Source organism: Clostridium sediminicola (assembly GCF_050402865.1).
Lineage (GTDB): Bacteria > Bacillota > Clostridia > Clostridiales > Clostridiaceae > Clostridium_AF > Clostridium_AF sediminicola.
The window spans coordinates 107,930-125,115 of record NZ_BAABMF010000002.1; the positions used below are offsets into that span (position 1 = coordinate 107,930).

15 protein-coding genes are annotated in these 17,186 nt (G+C 30.6%); 5 read left to right on the forward strand and 10 right to left on the reverse strand.

Annotated elements, in window-relative coordinates; translation table 11 throughout:
- Positions 1-8: 8 nt before the first annotated feature.
- The 3 genes from ACQ3F0_RS04250 to ACQ3F0_RS04260 form a co-directional block, all read right to left on the reverse strand.
- Positions 9-1,145, reverse strand: coding sequence for an aminotransferase class V-fold PLP-dependent enzyme (locus ACQ3F0_RS04250; protein WP_428863828.1), 1,137 nt, complete (start codon positions 1,143-1,145; stop codon positions 9-11).
- Positions 1,146-1,325: 180 nt separating this feature from the next.
- Positions 1,326-3,554, reverse strand: a complete 2,229-nt coding sequence (locus tag ACQ3F0_RS04255; protein WP_428863830.1) for an RCC1-like domain-containing protein — start codon at positions 3,552-3,554, stop codon at positions 1,326-1,328.
- Positions 3,555-3,669: 115 nt separating this feature from the next.
- Positions 3,670-4,539, reverse strand: coding sequence for a DUF6734 family protein (locus tag ACQ3F0_RS04260; protein ID WP_428863832.1), 870 nt, complete (start codon positions 4,537-4,539; stop codon positions 3,670-3,672).
- 101 nt (positions 4,540-4,640) lie between these two features.
- Between ACQ3F0_RS04260 and ACQ3F0_RS04265 the strand changes: the two genes are divergently transcribed.
- From ACQ3F0_RS04265 to ACQ3F0_RS04275, 3 genes are all read left to right on the forward strand, one after another.
- Positions 4,641-5,324, forward strand: coding sequence for a galactosyltransferase-related protein (locus ACQ3F0_RS04265; RefSeq protein WP_428863834.1), 684 nt, complete (start codon positions 4,641-4,643; stop codon positions 5,322-5,324).
- Positions 5,325-5,384: 60 nt separating this feature from the next.
- Complete coding sequence (locus ACQ3F0_RS04270; RefSeq protein WP_428864368.1) at positions 5,385-5,993, forward strand: site-specific integrase; 609 nt, start codon at positions 5,385-5,387, stop codon at positions 5,991-5,993.
- A 142-nt stretch (positions 5,994-6,135) separates the two neighbouring features.
- On the forward strand, positions 6,136-6,555 hold the full coding sequence (locus ACQ3F0_RS04275; protein ID WP_428863836.1) for an acyl-CoA thioesterase: 420 nt from the start codon (positions 6,136-6,138) through the stop codon (positions 6,553-6,555).
- A 73-nt stretch (positions 6,556-6,628) separates the two neighbouring features.
- Here ACQ3F0_RS04275 and asnS read toward each other — a convergent pair whose 3' ends face one another.
- Complete coding sequence (asnS, locus tag ACQ3F0_RS04280; RefSeq protein WP_428863837.1) at positions 6,629-8,020, reverse strand: asparagine--tRNA ligase; 1,392 nt, start codon at positions 8,018-8,020, stop codon at positions 6,629-6,631.
- A 276-nt stretch (positions 8,021-8,296) separates the two neighbouring features.
- Here asnS and ACQ3F0_RS04285 point away from each other — a divergent pair, with 276 nt between their 5' ends.
- The gene (locus ACQ3F0_RS04285) at positions 8,297-9,232 is read left to right on the forward strand and encodes a dipeptidase (RefSeq protein ID WP_428863838.1); all 936 of its coding nucleotides are present in this window, start codon (positions 8,297-8,299) and stop codon (positions 9,230-9,232) included.
- Positions 9,233-9,256: 24 nt separating this feature from the next.
- Here ACQ3F0_RS04285 and ACQ3F0_RS04290 read toward each other — a convergent pair whose 3' ends face one another.
- Genes ACQ3F0_RS04290 through ACQ3F0_RS04305 form a run of 4 tightly spaced genes read right to left on the reverse strand, consistent with a single transcriptional unit; the run spans position 9,257 to position 12,772 of the window.
- Positions 9,257-10,252: an ABC transporter permease gene (locus ACQ3F0_RS04290; RefSeq protein ID WP_428863839.1), complete on the reverse strand. Its 996-nt coding sequence runs from the start codon at positions 10,250-10,252 to the stop codon at positions 9,257-9,259.
- Positions 10,253-10,255: 3 nt separating this feature from the next.
- Complete coding sequence (locus ACQ3F0_RS04295) at positions 10,256-11,287, reverse strand: ABC transporter permease (RefSeq protein ID WP_428863840.1); 1,032 nt, start codon at positions 11,285-11,287, stop codon at positions 10,256-10,258.
- Positions 11,287-12,141 carry an ABC transporter ATP-binding protein gene (locus ACQ3F0_RS04300; RefSeq protein ID WP_428863841.1) on the reverse strand — a complete coding sequence of 285 codons (855 nt, stop codon included), beginning with the start codon at positions 12,139-12,141 and terminating at the stop codon, positions 11,287-11,289. The genes ACQ3F0_RS04295 and ACQ3F0_RS04300 overlap by 1 nt, the downstream gene beginning before the upstream one ends.
- Before the next feature lie 4 nt (positions 12,142-12,145).
- Positions 12,146-12,772, reverse strand: a complete 627-nt coding sequence (locus ACQ3F0_RS04305) for a TetR/AcrR family transcriptional regulator (RefSeq protein WP_428863842.1) — start codon at positions 12,770-12,772, stop codon at positions 12,146-12,148.
- Between the two features lie 336 nt (positions 12,773-13,108).
- On the opposite strand from ACQ3F0_RS04305, the gene ACQ3F0_RS04310 reads away from it, so the two are divergent.
- Positions 13,109-14,800: a phospho-sugar mutase gene (locus ACQ3F0_RS04310; protein WP_428863843.1), complete on the forward strand. Its 1,692-nt coding sequence runs from the start codon at positions 13,109-13,111 to the stop codon at positions 14,798-14,800.
- 29 nt (positions 14,801-14,829) lie between these two features.
- On the opposite strand, the gene ACQ3F0_RS04315 is transcribed toward ACQ3F0_RS04310, so the two are convergent.
- Positions 14,830-15,567, reverse strand: a complete 738-nt coding sequence (locus tag ACQ3F0_RS04315) for a nuclease-related domain-containing protein (RefSeq protein WP_428863844.1) — start codon at positions 15,565-15,567, stop codon at positions 14,830-14,832.
- A gap of 200 nt (positions 15,568-15,767) precedes the next feature.
- Positions 15,768-17,051 (reverse strand): M14 family metallopeptidase, encoded by a 1,284-nt coding sequence (locus tag ACQ3F0_RS04320; RefSeq protein WP_428863845.1) that lies wholly within the window; start codon positions 17,049-17,051, stop codon positions 15,768-15,770.
- Between the last annotated feature and the right edge of the window lie 135 nt (positions 17,052-17,186).

Consider the following 17,186-nt stretch of genomic DNA (forward strand, 5'->3'; position numbering starts at 1 on the left):
TTTATTCTTTAATGCGAACTAGTAGTTTTAATTACATCAATTAATTTTTCGATTTCATTAAAAGTATTGAAATATCCTGGACTTACTCTTACTGTTCCTTTATATTTCGTACCTATAATATCATGAATCAAAGGCGCACAATGATACCCTGTTCTTACTGCAATCCCATTACAATTCAAAAGATATCCAACATCTGAACCATCAATATTATCTACATTAAATGACAATACAGCAGTTCTATTTCTACTAAGGTGACATCCATAAATCTTTATATAAGATAATTTGCTTAATTCCATATCTAAATAATCGATTAATTTATTTTCATGATTTCTGATATTATCTATTCCTATTTTTTTTATAAACTTTATTCCTTCACCTAAACCAACAATTCCAGGGGTATTCAAAGTACCACTTTCTAATCTATCTGGCATAAAATCAGGTTGATTAATTGAATCGGATATACTTCCAGTGCCACCTTCATTTAGACTATGAACTGGTATCTTGTCCCTAATATATAACCCACCTATTCCCTGTGGACCAAATAACGCTTTATGTCCTGGAAAAGCCATAATATCAACGTTATCTTGAATTACATCTATTGGAACAACTCCTGCACTTTGAGAAGCATCAACCATAAGCAATATTCCATTTTTTTTAGCTAATTCACCGATTTTTTTTAAATTCTGTATAGTTCCTAAAACATTTGAAGCGTGATTTATTATAATTAGTCTTGTATTCTTTTTTATATTATTTTCGATTTCTTTTATATTAACATAACCATTCAAATCTACATTTACTAGAGTTAACTCTACCCCTTTTTTACTAAGGGTGTTTAATGGTCTCAATACTGAATTATGCTCTATTTTGGTGCTTATAACATGATCCCCTTTATTCAATATCCCTTTTATTGCAATGTTCAAAGATTCAGTTGCGTTTTTTGTGAAAACAACGTTTAAGGGATTAGGAATATTGAAAAACTGGCTTATAATTTCTCTAGTTTCTAAAATTTTAGAATCAGCCTTAAGAGCCATTTCGTGAGAACTCCTCCCTGGATTAGCAGCATAATTTTTCATACAATTTGAGATTTCATCATATACCTTTATTGGCTTAGGAAAGGTTGTTGCCGCATTATCTAAATATATCAAGCTAATCGCCTCCAGACATTATTTATAGATTCTAATATCATATTCATTATATTAAAGTATATAACCAGTTGTTAAAAATTTATTTTGTTTCCCCTCTATAAATATACTTGAATTATCTGATCTATTATTTAGGAAACTTGCATATGCAAAAAAGGAGATATTCAAAATCTCCTTTTTATATTATTTTCTAATTATAGGAATACAATGTTTTTCTTCTTTTTCTCTTATAGGACTACAAGATTTTACCTCTCTTTTTCTTATAGGAATACATGGTTTAGTATAGGAACAACAACTACACTTTAGGGCTAAACTGTGAAATCGCCCTGCACATATGGCTGTTATATCTGGTATGCTACTTACTTTTACTGGAATATTACTATTATCTAAAGTTCCATTTCCTAGCTGACCAAATCTATTATCTCCCCAGGCAAATACATCACAATAATCTTCAACAAGGGCCAAACTATGATTTTCTCCAGCAGCTATCTGAACTACGTTACTAATATCGCTTACTTCTACGGGAACGCTACTATCTACAAAGCTTCCATCACCCAGTTGTCCCATTGAATTATCTCCCCAGGTCCACGCAATACCATCTTCTGTAACTGCTAGACTGTGTTGTCCTCCCCCTGATATGAGCTTTACATCTGTTATATTTACTACTTGAGTTGGTATTTTACTTATGCCTCCAAATACATTATTCCCTAATTGTCCCCGAGAGTTTTCTCCCCAAGTCCACAAAGTTCCATCGCTTTTAATAGCCATGCTATGATTATCTCCACATGCAATTTCAACTATATCTTTTAAATTATCTACCATCACAGGCGTTACTTTGTCTACTGTGGTATTGTCTCCTAACTGCCCAAATGCGTTATATCCCCAAGACCATACAGTTCCATCATCTCTTAGGGCTAAATTATGATCAGAACCACTTGCAATCTTTTTCACATTGGATAATCCAATAACACGTCTTGCTTTTGCCCTATTTATTGTGGTCCCATCTCCTAACTGTCCATTAGAGTTGTTACCCCAACCCCATACTACTCCATTGCATTTTAGAGCTATGCTGTGCTGACTTCCTCCTGCTATGGCCTCTACATCGTATAAATTATCCACACATACAGGTACTTCAGAATTATCCCCAAAGGCTCCATTGCCTAGTTGACCTTGAGTATTTCTGCCCCAAGTTCTAACCATTTTATCTGATTTGAGAGCTAAATTATGATTTTCTCCACAGGCTATAGCTTTAATTTCACATAGTCCATTTACTTTGACAGGTATGGAACTATAGTCACCAAATTGTCCATTGCCCAATTGTCCTTTATTGTTGCGTCCCCATGCCCATAGGGTTCCATCTGATTTAATAGCTAAACTATGATTTGTTCCACTACCAATTCCTTTAACATCTTCTAAGTTGGTTACTTCCACAGGTAAATTACTATTTACAGTAAGACCATTACCTAATTGACCATAACTACTTTGACCCCAAGTAAATACTTTTCCATCTAACCTTAAGGCCATACTAAAGTCTCCACCACCCGATATTGCACCTATATTTGTTATATCACTAACCATTACTGGGTTTAATTCCCTATATTCTGTTGTTCCGTTTCCTAACTGACCACTAGTATTATATCCCCAAGTCCAAACGCTTCCATTATCATCAATAGCCATACTGTGGAAAGTTCCTGCAGCAATTGCCACAATGTTATTGATTGTATTTACTTGAACTGGATTTCTTCTAGTTGTTGTGCTGCCATCTCCTAATTGTCCGTAATAATTCGCTCCCCAGGCCCATACGGTTCCATCTGATTTTAAAGCCAAACTAACCCGGTGACCTGCTGCAATTGCTACCACATCCGTTATATTGCTTTGAATAGCCACACGGGAATCACCACTTCCACCATTACCCAATTCACCGTAATAATTCGCTCCCCAAGCCCATACGGTTCCATCTGATTTCAAAGCTAAACTGTGTTCGGTTCCTCCTGCTACTTCTATTACATCATCTATATTAGTTACTTCAATTGGTTCATTTTCATTAATTGTTGTATTATTACCTAGTTGACCCCTATGATTTCTACCCCATGCAAATACTTTTCCATCATCCCTAACGACTAAACTATGATTGAGTCCACATGCGATTCCTATTATATCCTGAATATTTAGCACTTTTACAGGTAAATTACGACTTTCATTTGTACCATCCCCTATTTGACCATAAGAATTATCTCCCCACGCCAACGGTGTTCCATCTGACTTCAGTGCTAAACTATGCTCGTTACCTCCTGCAACCTGTATAACATCACTTATACTACTTACTTGTATAAATGTACTTTTAAGTGTAGGATACCCTAACTGACTATAATAGTTATACCCCCAAGCCAGAGGATAACATTTTTTTTTCATTCTATCACCTCAATATTTATTTATAAAACAGGTTTTAATTATACTTACAAAAACAAAAAAAATCCCTTCCACCTATATTATATTATCCTTACAAATAATTGTTACACATCACCATTTATATTAAATATTTCTGTATAGAACTAATGTTACAAAGGATATCATACATACTCGGAAAATCTCTTAGTATTACATTAACACAATCTTTACAAAACTCTTCGCGTTTATGCTCTGACTGTAATAGTTTATTTTTATATCCCCAAATATGAGTGTACTTGCAATAATTATTCTTATCCATATTATTAGATATGAAGTTCCCAATCTTTATTCCTTTTTTCTTGGCACACATAGCAAGTAGTCTTTGTTCAGCAAATACCATTGCAATTACCCTATCCCAATGATTTTTATATAGCCTAAAATCTTGATTCATAAACTTAATAGATTCTCTTACAAAATAGTCTTTTAATTCTTTATCAGCAAAATAGGCCAAAGCCGTATTACATGGATTCTCTTTCCAATCCCAATCATCATCGTAATCATAAGGATATAAACCTTTAAATTTTTCATAATTAGGATAAGTGATACCCTCTAAAAGCTCCCTATGGGCAATACATACGTCTTGGTTTGCAACCTCATCTGATATTGATTCCCAAATTATAAAATCAAGGTCTAGCATAAGGCTTGGTGTATCTTCTTCTCTCAGCGCATATAATTTGCCTCCTGCCCAAAATATATAAGGGTTTAATGATTTTGGTACAATTTTTTCTAATGAAATTTCTACTCCTAAATCATATATATCTGTCAGCCCTAATTTATAGTAATAATCACCACCCAGGTCATCCGTATACATCTTTATAGAACCATTTTTTTCTTTCCATTTTAATGCGGACAATATTCCTACAAGTAAATCAAAATCTTCTATAAAATAATCATCATTAGGGTGATTCACAAAAAACGGTTTAGTCCAATTGCTATGAAAAGCCTTCATAAACTTCCTCCATAAACAAAATATTTATATCATTATTTATTGTATTCATCTTTTCCACAATTGAGAATATAATAAAATTAATAATAAAACGGAGGTTTTTCATGACTAGTTTAGATAAGTATAAAAACATTTCTCTTTTGATAAACTATAAACCTGGTCATATTTATGACGATAGGAATTGGTCCTGGATAAAAAAAAGATATCAGACTTTAATGCCCAATTCAGAAATATGCATTGGCAATTGTGCCAATAATAATTACAGTAAATCATTAAGCATAAATGAAGGTGCTAATAAAGCCACCGGTGATTTATTTATTATTGCTGATCCCAACATAGCTATTAATATGACTTGTATAGATCTAGGCCTAAAATTATTAAAAAAATATCCCTTCGTCATTCCTTTTAGCAACTTTATTAATATAAGTAAGCATGATAGTTATAAACTTCATAATCTTTCGCCAAACTTAAATTTATATGAAAGTTTGTTTACTGCGTACAAAAAAGAATCAAGTCCCTTGGGTTCTCTTTTTATGATTCCTAGGGTATATTTTGAAAAGATTGGGGGATTTGATGAAAACATAACTGAGTGGTATGAAGAGGATACGGATTTTATCAACAGGTTATGTGGTAATTTCGGTTCTTATGGTAGGGTTTCAAATTGTAGTGTTTGGAATCTATTTCATGAAAAAATTCAATACCCTTTATACCAAAATGGCATTAATGTTGAAATAATTCATAAAGAAAAAGACTCTTTCACAAATATGCATTGGGATATACGTATTTAATAATGAAAGAAGATAGTATTTTAAAATTAGAGAGGATAAATTCATAATCAAAGTAATACAATTAGTCAAGATGATTATAAAAAGATACTAGGTAGATTTCCTAAAGGTCATGGTTATTATATCCCCTTGCAAATTGCTTTTCATACTGGTATTAGCTCTGCAGAGGTATGCGGTTTAACTTGGGATTGTGTAGACTTAAGAAACGGTATTATTTATGTTGAAAAAACTCTTATTTATAAAGATAAGAAATGGACCTTTAGTTCACCTAAAACCAAAAGCTCATATAGAGAAATCTATTTAGGTGATACCTTAGTTAGAGTTCTAAAAGAACATAAACAAATGCAGCGTATTAACAAAGTAAAATATGGCTCTGATTATATTACATCAGAGTTTGTATGCACGAAAGAAAACGGTCAATTTATAACCAAAAATGATTTAAATCGCCTAAGTAGAATCGTAAATAAAAAACTGAATATAGATTTCACTTTCCATGCATTACGCCATACTCATGCCACTATGTTATTAGAAGCGGATGTGCCTATGAAAGAAATTCAAGAGCGATTAGGTCATAGTGAATCTTCTACAACTATGGATATTTATTCACATGTAACTACTAACATGAAGGAAGATAGTGTGTTAAAATTAGAGATGATAAATTCAAAATTATAGTTTTGCCACCCAATTAAAATTGCGGTGGCAAACCGGTGGCAAAATCGATTAATATTCCATTAAATAGATAAGTTGATTCAAGTCTATATTTAATAAACGGCTTAAACACTAGCTCTGAGGGATATAAGGGAGGATAAGAAACATGTACATAAACAAAACTAAAATAAAGGTTCGCTACGTTGAAACGGATCAAATGGCAATCGTACACCATTCAAATTACTACGCATGGTATGAAGTTGGAAGAACAGAATTTATACTAAAATGTGGTATGAGCTATAGGGATATGGAAAAAGAAAATGTATTACTACCTGTTTTAGAAACTGGGTGTAAACATATTGAAGGTGCTAAATACGAAGATGAACTTATAATCGAAACATGGATAGAAGAAATGAACGGTGCAAAATTGATTTTTAATTATAATGTAGTTAGAGAATCAGACAATAAAATTTTAGCTAAAGGTTCTACTAAGCATGCTTTCGTAAATGAAAAATTCAAAATAATAAACTTGAAAAAGAAAAATCCAGAGCTATATGAAAGACTTTATTCTTTATATGAAAAATAATATCAAAAACCCAAAAGATCAAGTTTCTACTTAATCCTTTGGGTTTTACACTTAACTATTTATTAATTTATATTTAAAATTCTGAATTACCAGGTGTTCTTGGGAATGGTATTACGTCTCTAATATTACTCATACCAGTTAAATACATAATAAGTCTTTCAAATCCAAGACCATAACCTGAATGCTTAGTTTCGCCAAATTTTCTAAGCTCTAGATACCACCAATAGTCATCCTTATTTAAACCATTATCGATTATCTTTTGCTCTAGAACATCTAATCTTTCTTCCCTTTGGCTTCCACCAATAAGTTCTCCTACTCCTGGAACTAAAAGGTCAGAAGCTGCTACAGTTTTTCCATCTTCATTCATTCTCATATAGAATGCTTTTATTTCTTTTGGATAATCTGTTACAAATACAGGTTTTCCATAAACTTTTTCAGTTAAATATCTTTCATGCTCTGTTTGAAGATCTACTCCCCATTTAACAGGGAATTCAAACTTTTCTCCTGATTTTTCTAATATTTCTACCGCTTCTGTGTAAGTAACTCTTCCAAAATCAGAACTCAACACATTATTTAATCTATCAAATAATCCTTTAGCAATAAATCTATTAAAGAATTCCATTTCTTCTGGAGCATTATCTAATACATATTGAATAACAAATTTAATCATAGCTTCAGCATTATCAAGATAGTCAGTTAACTCAGCAAAAGCCATTTCAGGTTCTATCATCCAGAATTCAGCTGCATGTCTTGGAGTGTTAGAATTTTCTGCTCTAAAAGTTGGTCCAAATGTATATACATTTCTATGAGATAAAGCAAAAATTTCAGCATTTAATTGTCCGCTAACAGTCAAGTTTGTTTCTTTACCAAAGAAGTCTTCCTTAGTATCAACTTTACCTTCCTCAGTTTTTGGAACATCCTTTAAATCTAATGTTGTTACTCTAAACATTTCTCCTGCACCTTCACAATCACTTCCTGTGATTATTGGTGTGTTTACATAAACAAAATCCTGCTCTTGGAAAAACTTATGAATTGCATAGGCTGCTACAGATCTTACTCTAAACACAGCAGAAAAAGTATTACTTCTAGGTCTTAAATGAGCAATTTCTCTAAGATACTCTAAAGAATGTCTTTTCTTTTGAAGTGGATAAGAAGAGTCTGATTTTCCGATAAGAGTAACCTTTTTAGCATGTATTTCAAAAGGCTGTTTACCTCCTTCAGTTTTTACAAATTGTCCTTCTATTTCAACACTTGAACTTATAGGAAATTTAGAGATTTCTTTGAAGTTATCTAATTCTGCATCGAATACAATTTGAACATTTTTGAAAAAACTTCCGTCATTTATTTCAATAAATCCAAATTTATTTGAAGCTCTCAAAGTTCTTATCCAACCTGAAATTTTAACTTCATTACCAAAAAAACCTTCCGTTTCTCTATATAACTGCTTTATTAGTACGTTTTTCATCGGTGTTCCTCCCTTATTTTATTACCAAAAGTATATATTATTAATTTTTATACTTATAATTTACTAACTTTAAATATAACAAATTCTCTGCAATACTTCAATTCAAATAAACAAGTTTAACTATACTAATACAGATTATAATATTTACCCTTGTAACTGTCAAATTATGCGCCGTTTACTACTTTAATGATTCAATTGTAGTATAATAGTATAGACAAGTATTACATATTTTTTATATTAATGAAAAATAAAACTATTAATTCTTAGGAGAATAATATGAATTTAATTGATTTTCACTGCGATACCATATATAAAGTTTTAAAAGATAACTCAAATCTTTTAAATAATTCTTATCATGTTGATATTAATAAATTAATAAAATCAAATTCAATAGCACAATTTTTTGCAATGTGTGTAAATTTATATGAATCAAAAGATCCACTTCAAGACTGTCTGTTGATGGTAGATAGATTTCATACTGAATTAGAAAAAAATAAAGATAAAATTAATTTAGCTACAAATTATAATGAAATTATGAATAATAAAAAGGAAAATAAAATTTCAGCTTTTCTAACAATTGAAGAAGGTGGAATTCTAAAAGGTAAATTAGAGAATTTAAGAATTTTTAAAAAATTAGGTGTATCCTTAATAACTCTAACTTGGAATTTTCCTAATGAAATAGGATACCCAAACTATAATTGGGTTCATGCAGATAAAGGTTTAACTCCTTTTGGTTTAGAATTAATAAGTGAAATGAATGATAAAAAAATGATAATAGATGTTTCTCACTTATCAGACGCAGGATTTTATGATGTTGCAAGATATTCAAAATCTCCATTTATCGCATCTCATTCAAACGCTAGAGAAATTGAACCAAATGAAAGAAATTTAACAGATGAAATGATAAAAGTTCTTGCAGAGAAAGGTAGTCTTTTAGGTATTAATTTTTATGGTTTATTCTTAAATGGCTCTGCTGAAAGCCGTATTGATGATATAGTTAAACATATTACACATATTAAACAAGTTGGTGGAATTGATATAATCTCCCTTGGAACTGATTTTGATGGCATTAATTCTAACCTAGAACTTAAGAACATTGGTAAAATGGATTTATTAGTTCAAGCTCTAAAAAAGGATCATTTTACAGAAAAAGAAATTGAAAAAATATTCTATAAAAATGCTTTAAGATTTATTAAAGATGTAACATTATAATAAAAACCACTTTATTAGTGGTTTTTAGAATTTCAAACGCTTTTTTAAACTACTCCTCATTATTAGAAACATTATTAATGTTAAAAATACACTAAAGCTACCAAACTTGAAAACTTCCACCCATGTACCTTTGTCAACAATTATAGATTTGAATATTCTAAAGCTCCAATAATTTGGGAAAGGATACATGACCCATTGAAATTTATCAGGTACAAAAACTGCTGCTATTGGAATTCCCATTAGGATAAAAAACAAACTCTTCATTATTGCGATACCAGTCATTAGATTATCTGCATATCCTCCAATTATGAACCCAAATATTAATGCAAACCCAATTGAGAAGATAATCCCAACTATCAAGTGACCATAATTAATACCGTTTCCCAAAAGTATTACTGTTGACATAATTGCTAATATTAGTCCTAATACTCCTGTTATTAAGCTCTTACTAATGATATATTCTCCAAATTTCAAAGGAGATACAGAGTATGCTCTACCAACTCTTGTTTCCTTTTCTTCAATTATAGAAAATCCCATAACCATTCCTCCTATTACTATAGCTGCAATTATGAATATAATAGTAATAAAATGTTTTGTAAAACTACTGCTCTTACCCAAGCTTTCATATTCAATGAAAGATTCTTCGTCTCCTGATTTAATCACATCTATAATATATGCTGGTAGTTCTGCAACAGCTTCCATTTCATTTCCTTCCAAAATAACTCTGTATTCATCCTCTACCTTTACTATACCAGGAGTATCATCCATTCTTAATACTCTCTCTTCAACTTCTTCAATACTATTATAAATCTCAATTTTACCGTAATCCTCTAACTCTTCTCCAATATCCTGTGCCGCTTCTTTATTTACCACAAAGCTCATCTCCATATTATCTACTGAAGGAAGAAAAACCCTAATGGCAATAGATCCTACTAATACGAATCCTATCATATACAAAAGCAAATTATTTCTTAATGATAACTTAAAATTTTGTCTTACAAGGTTTAATATCTTTCTCACAGTTTATGCCCCCTTTAATAGACGTTTTTTAACAGTTTTTAAAGTAATAATTCCTACTCCCAATATTTCTACAATTAATGTAGAAAACATTGGTAATAAAAAGTTTTCTTTACCTGTATAAAACAACATTTCTCTAACTCCAAATATTATTGGATATGAAGGTATATATTCAAAAAATCTATATGAGAAAGCTGGGAATAAATAAGACATTAATGGTATTGCAAAAATGCAAATCAACCCCACACCTACAAATAAAAAACTCTCTAAATCATCAAAATACACACTTAACCATATCCCCAGAAGTGTCATCAAAATGCTGGCCAAAGCAATAACACTAAGAAATTCTAAATAAGGAATATCAAACCCCATTACTCCCACAGTAAGTAGCATTCCAAAAATCATAGCCATGGCTACATTTACAATAGTTTTTGATAACACATAATTAAACACTCCACCTGGTGAAACTCTATATGCTTTTAATGTTCCTAATTTCTTTTCTTGAAAAACCATTACAGCTATTATAATGAAACCAAAGGATATTACTTCAGTTGAAAGAAACAGTGGTAGCAAGGATTTATTAAAAGGAATTTTATCAGATTGTGGTCTTAAATAAGTGGTAGTGATAGTAGCATTATCCGCTTCCCCTTTATAATCTCCAAGAGTTCTTTTTATTGATGCTTCCAAAAGATTCAAAGCCTTATCATATTCTATACCTTGCTTCACTATCGTTACTTTAGGGTTTTTAATTGTCCCATCAAAGATAATTCCAATAGTATTGGGATTATCTTTTAAATTTAAATAGAACTCTTCATTTGACGTTAATAATCTGTCTTCTGGAAAGTCTTTTAAATATTCATTGAAGTTTCCATCTGTTACATCGTATGCTATTTCACTTATACCAATCTTTAATTCTTCCGGTACTACAAATCTGATTAATAAAATATAAATTGCCGCGAGAATTATAACCACTGCGATATATCCATTCCTTATAGCTAATTTACTGTCCTGTTTTAATAATGAACAGAGTTTGTTCATCAGGATAGCCCCCTTCCTGTTAGTTTAATGAATATTTCCTCAAGTGTTGCCTCTTGAGAATGCATAGTCTGAAGATTTTTCTTATCAATTAAATCTTTAAGCCTAGACCTATCAGCTTCTTTCTCTGGAAATAGCAATTCAGAATTTATTTCTTCTCCCACTTTATATTCAACTTTAACCGCTTGTTTACCATACATTAATTTAAGATTTCTTGGAGAATCCATTGCAATAATTTTCCCGTTATTTAAAAATGCTACCCTATCGCAAAGCTCATCAGCCACATACATATTATGAGTTGTGAGGAAAATTGTTGTGCCTTCTTTCTTTTTAGCCTTAATTATATCTTTTATTCTCTCAGCTGTAGTAGGATCTAATCCCGATAATGGCTCATCTAAAAACAATATTTTTGGATTATTAATTAACGCTCTAGCAAATACCACTCTCTGTTTCATCCCTTTAGAAAATTGCTTTATTCTTTTGTCTACCGCTGCCTTTAACCCCACCATTTCCAACAACATCTCAGGATCTTTTGTTTCTACATCAAACAATCCAGCATAATATTTTAAATTTTCTCTAGCAGTTAGCTTATCAAATAAATTTGATTGTTCAAATGAAACTCCAATATTATTGAAAAAATCCTCTTTTAAATTTAATATACTTTCACCATTATAATCAACTTTTCCGTTCTGTAGCTTTAAAAGTCCTATCATTATATTCTGAATAGTACTTTTTCCTGCTCCTGAAGGACCTAATAGCCCAAATATTTCTCCTTTATCTATAGTAAAGGAAACATCATTTACTGAATAATCATCTTGTACATTATATTTATGAAATAAACTTTTAACTTCTATCATAAACTCACTCCCTTTTATTTAAAATACCATTTGAAATAACATCAATAAGTGTATCTGTATACTCATAAATCATATCAATTTTCTTTTCTTTAACATAAAATTCATTAGTAATATCTGAAATAGAACTGAAAGTTCTAATCAAAATCCTAGTGATTATTTCTGTATCTAAGTCCTGCCTAATTTCACCACTATCTTTAGCTTTCTTAACAAACTGCTTCATGTATTCATCACCAACAGCATAAATCTCTCCTAATATTTCTTTTTTAAAAGCTCCTTCACTTTTATCCAACCAATAATTAACCATAAACATCCTTGGATATTTTTCACACATCATCACACTTTGCTTAATAGACATTTTCATAAACCCAACTAAAGTAGTAACATTTTCATTCTTTTGTGCTTTATTCAAGATTTCTTTTTTCTTTTCGATGATTAAGTTTATAACATGCTTATATAAATCTTTTTTATTTTTAAAATATTGATACATACTTCCTTTTGCAATTCCTGCTTTTTCTACTATTCTACTTAAAGAAGCTTTATCATAAGGATATTTTGAAAATTCTTCTAATGATGTATCTATAATCTTTTTTCTTTTTTCTTCTGGTAAATTTAAAAATGTCTCTTTTGTCATAAAACTTCACCCCTTTGATCATAACTTGTTTTAAAATCATTTTTTATAAACTTCAAATATGTGACTCATGAGTCATGTGACTCTATAGTCATAATATATGCTGAGTATCTAAAATGTTTTACTATTTCAAAATACTGTTTTAATCCCTTAACAATATTTATCTCTTTATTTCTCTTTCTAGATTAGAAAAACTTTAATTTACTACCTATAACAAAATATTTGCAAAAATCAAATCTTACTGATATATTTTGATTGTAGAGTAATAATAATCATGTATATATGCTATTTTTAATGATTCATATAACAAAATATTTTTTATAAAAAGGAGTGAATTTTATGGAATACAGAAAGATATACGAAGACTGGTTAAATAATGATTTTTTTGATGAAAAGACTAGAGAAGAATTGAAAGCACTAGAAGGCAACGAGTCTGAAATCCAAGATAGATTCTATAAATCCTTAGAGTTTGGAACTGCGGGATTGAGAGGTAAATTGGGTGCCGGTACTAATAGGATGAATGCATACAATATATCAAAAGTAACTCAAGGTATTGCAGATTTTATAATAGAAAAAGGTCAGTATTATATGGATAGAGGTGTTGCAATAGCTTATGATTGCAGGCATTTCTCAGATGACTTTTCCAAACTTGCTGCACTAGTTCTTGCTGCAAATGGAATAAAAGCTTACTTATTTGAATCTCTAAGACCTACTCCAGAGCTTTCTTATACAATAAGACAATTAAATACTGCTGCTGGTATTATAATTACTGCAAGTCATAATCCTAAGGATTACAATGGATATAAAGTTTATTGGGAAGATGGTGCTCAAGTATTATCCAATATTGCAGATGCTATGACAGAAAAAATTTCCCAAGTAGAAGGTTTTGAATCTGTAAAAAAAATAGATGAAAAAGAAGCTAAAGAAAAAGGATTACTTACTATATTAGGTAAAGAAATGGATGAAAAATACATAAATATGGTAAAAAGTCTAAGTATAAGAGATAAAGACATTGATAAAGATATAAATATTATTTACACACCTCTAAATGGTACAGGAAGCGTTCCTGTGCAAAGAGTTCTAAGAGAAAGAGGATTTACAAACATTACTGTTGTACCTGAGCAAGAACATCCAGATCCTGACTTTACTACAGTAGGATACCCAAATCCTGAAGATACAAGGGCATTTAAATATGCAGAAGATCTAGGAAAGAAAATCGGAGCAGAACTTCTAATTGCAACAGACCCAGATTGCGATAGACTTGCTATAGAAGTTAAAGATGAAAATTGCAACTATGTATCTTTTAACGGAAATCAAACTGGTGCAATACTTATAAATTATATAGTAGAAGGATTAAATTCATTAGGAAACCTTCCTGAAAAACCTGCTATTGTTAAATCTATTGTGACCGGGGATTTAGGGAAAGCAATAGCCGCTGAATACGGAGTTGAAACTTTCGAAGCTTTAACAGGATTCAAAAATATCTGTGGTAGAATTCCTGAATTAAAAGAAAAAGGATATAATTATATCTTTGGGTATGAAGAAAGCATAGGCTATACAACAGGTACACAAGTTAGAGATAAAGATGGAGTAAGCTCTTCAATGTTATTATGTGAAGCTGCAGCTTATTACAAATCCCAAGGCAAAACTCTTTTAGAAGTACGTGAAGAAATTTTCAAAAAATATGGTTTTTATAAAGAAAAACAAATTTCTTTAGTTTTAGAAGGAGTAGAAGGTGGAGAAAGAATCAAGAGAATGATGGAATCATATAGAAAAGATTATCCAACTACAATAGGAGACAAAAAGCTTTCTGAAGCAATTGATTATAATAATGGATATAAAGATATCCCTGCTTCAAATGTATTGAGATACTATCTTGAAGATGGAAGTTGGTATGCTGTAAGACCTTCAGGTACAGAACCCAAAATTAAAATCTACCTTTATACAAAAGCTAGCTCTCAAAAAGAGGCAGCTAAAAACATTGAAGTAATGGAGAAAACTATTCTTGATAGATTAAATTCTGTAGAATAAATTAAAAGCAGGACATAATCCTGCTTTTTCTATTTACGCCCTTCAATTCTTTTATCAAAAATTTCAATAATTTTATCCACAAGTACATCATTAATTATTTGTTTTTTCCCAAATTGGTTGTTTATATAGTTAAATAATTCTGATTCCTTAAAAACTTTTACGTTTCTAGTGTTTACATTTATTCTTCCACCCTGAATTTCATTAAATACAACAATAGACTTTATAGGTAAATTCTCTCGCACCCCATTAAATTTTAGAGAACTCTTTATAATTCTTTCATGCTCTTTTGCTTGTAAACATGGATTTTTAAATTTATTTGAATAAATATTACTACCTCGTCCAAATTTCTTTTGTATCCAGTATTCGTCATTCTCATTTCCAATAATTTCACCAGTCATATTTTTAGTTTCAATATTTATAATTCCATACTTAGACATGATTAAATGATCAATCTGAGCACCATTTTGTCCATCCCAAAGAGTTATATCATTATAAACAAGGTATTCTTTATTAAGCTTTTTTAGCTTCTTATAAACTCTTTTCTCACCCTTTATTCCTACATTAAGAATTTTTATTTTAAACATATTGGTTTGGATAATTGAAATTATTGAAGTTAAAATTGCAAGTTGAATTATATAAATATATTGAAATTTTAAAAATGTTAATAATGGTATAAATGCAGAAAATAAATATACTACTATTGAATCACTAATTAGTTTGTTTCGCTTTTTATGTACTGACCTTTCTTTGCTTTTTATAGTTGCCATATAAAACTCCCTCCATACAATGCACAAATCGCAATTCCCAATTCACAATAAAGATTAAAAGCTCTTGATTTATTATAACATCTCACTGCCTAATTGTCCTTTTTACTCAATTTAATGCATTTAGATTAGCATAAGTTTTGTAATATTGTTCATTATTAATTACACATTATACAAAAATGTGAAGAAGCCTTTATTCTTCTTCACATTTTTGTAGTTATCGTTGCAGCTTCTAAAAGTAATCCTAAATTATCTTCATATATCTTATCAAACTGACTTATCGGTAGTGGATTAAGCCCAAGACCAACCTCAACTGTGTATCCAGGTTTCATATATTTCTCAATTACCCAATCTTTATATCCTGCATATGATGCTGATCCATAAGTTTCTGCAAGTGAATATCCTGATGCCTTAGCAAGTTCTTCTCCTATTTTCTTCATTCTTTCTGTTGCCATGTTTAAATAATTCCAGTATATAACCTCACCTTGACTATGGTATGCTAGAACAAGTTCAGGCAATATTTTCTTTGTAAATTCTACTACCGCTTTTGTTTCAGGCTCAGATTCTGGTGCAGGTCCAGAATACCTTCTTGGGCCTGGCCCCGTTACTCCATAAGCTGCTTCCATGTCTTTCGATTTCTGCCAAGATGCATCATAGTTATGATTCAAATCTACTCCTCTATTGTTTGCACTCCAATTTCTTGAAAAGTCAGTGCTTCCTTTATTCCATTTAATCAAATCATTATAATATGGATTACTTCTGCTTAATCCATTTAGAACTAATTCTATACCATCTGGATTAACCATAGGCATTATATAAATTGTACTTTTATCCCAAATTTCTTTTGGATCATATCCATTTATTTTAGTTCCAGTTGCATATGCTCTTGAAAACTCTTCTATAAACTTCATAAGAACCGGAGTTGTTATCCATTCTAGTGCATGATGAGATCCGTTATAGAACACTTTATTAGGACCATCTCCAATTTTTATTGTGTATAAATTTTTATTTAAAACACTTTTTCCTTCAGTTGTTACTTGTAAAAACGGATACAGTCCTTTTAATCCTTCTATATCACTCTCCAAGATATTATAAGTATAATCTACATTTGTATCTACTATATCAATCATATATGGTACTTTAATTTCCATTCCAACTTTTAAGTTAAACGGATTCAAACCAGGATTAGCAGTTAAAATCGCATCAACATCACTATAATAAGCTTCAGCAATTTTATACAATGTATCTCCATATCTAATTTTATAGTTGTCATAACCTCGATAATATTTTTGTAATATACTCCATGTTTTTGTACCAATTATTCCATCAGGATAAAGGCCAAAATTTCTTTGAAATCTTTTTACCTCCTCTTCAGTCTTACTACCAAATACTCCATCAACTGCACCTACATCATAGCCAATTTTATTCAAAACAGCTTGAACTTTTTTTACATCTGGACCTCTAGAACCATACTTTAATGTCCTCAAATATAACCACCCTTATACTTTTCTACACTATCATTCTATAGTAATATAGTATAGAAGTGCACAATTTTATTCTAAACCTCTGTATTCTGTATTATAATTATATTAATATGAAATATTTTTAAGTTCCTTTTGAAA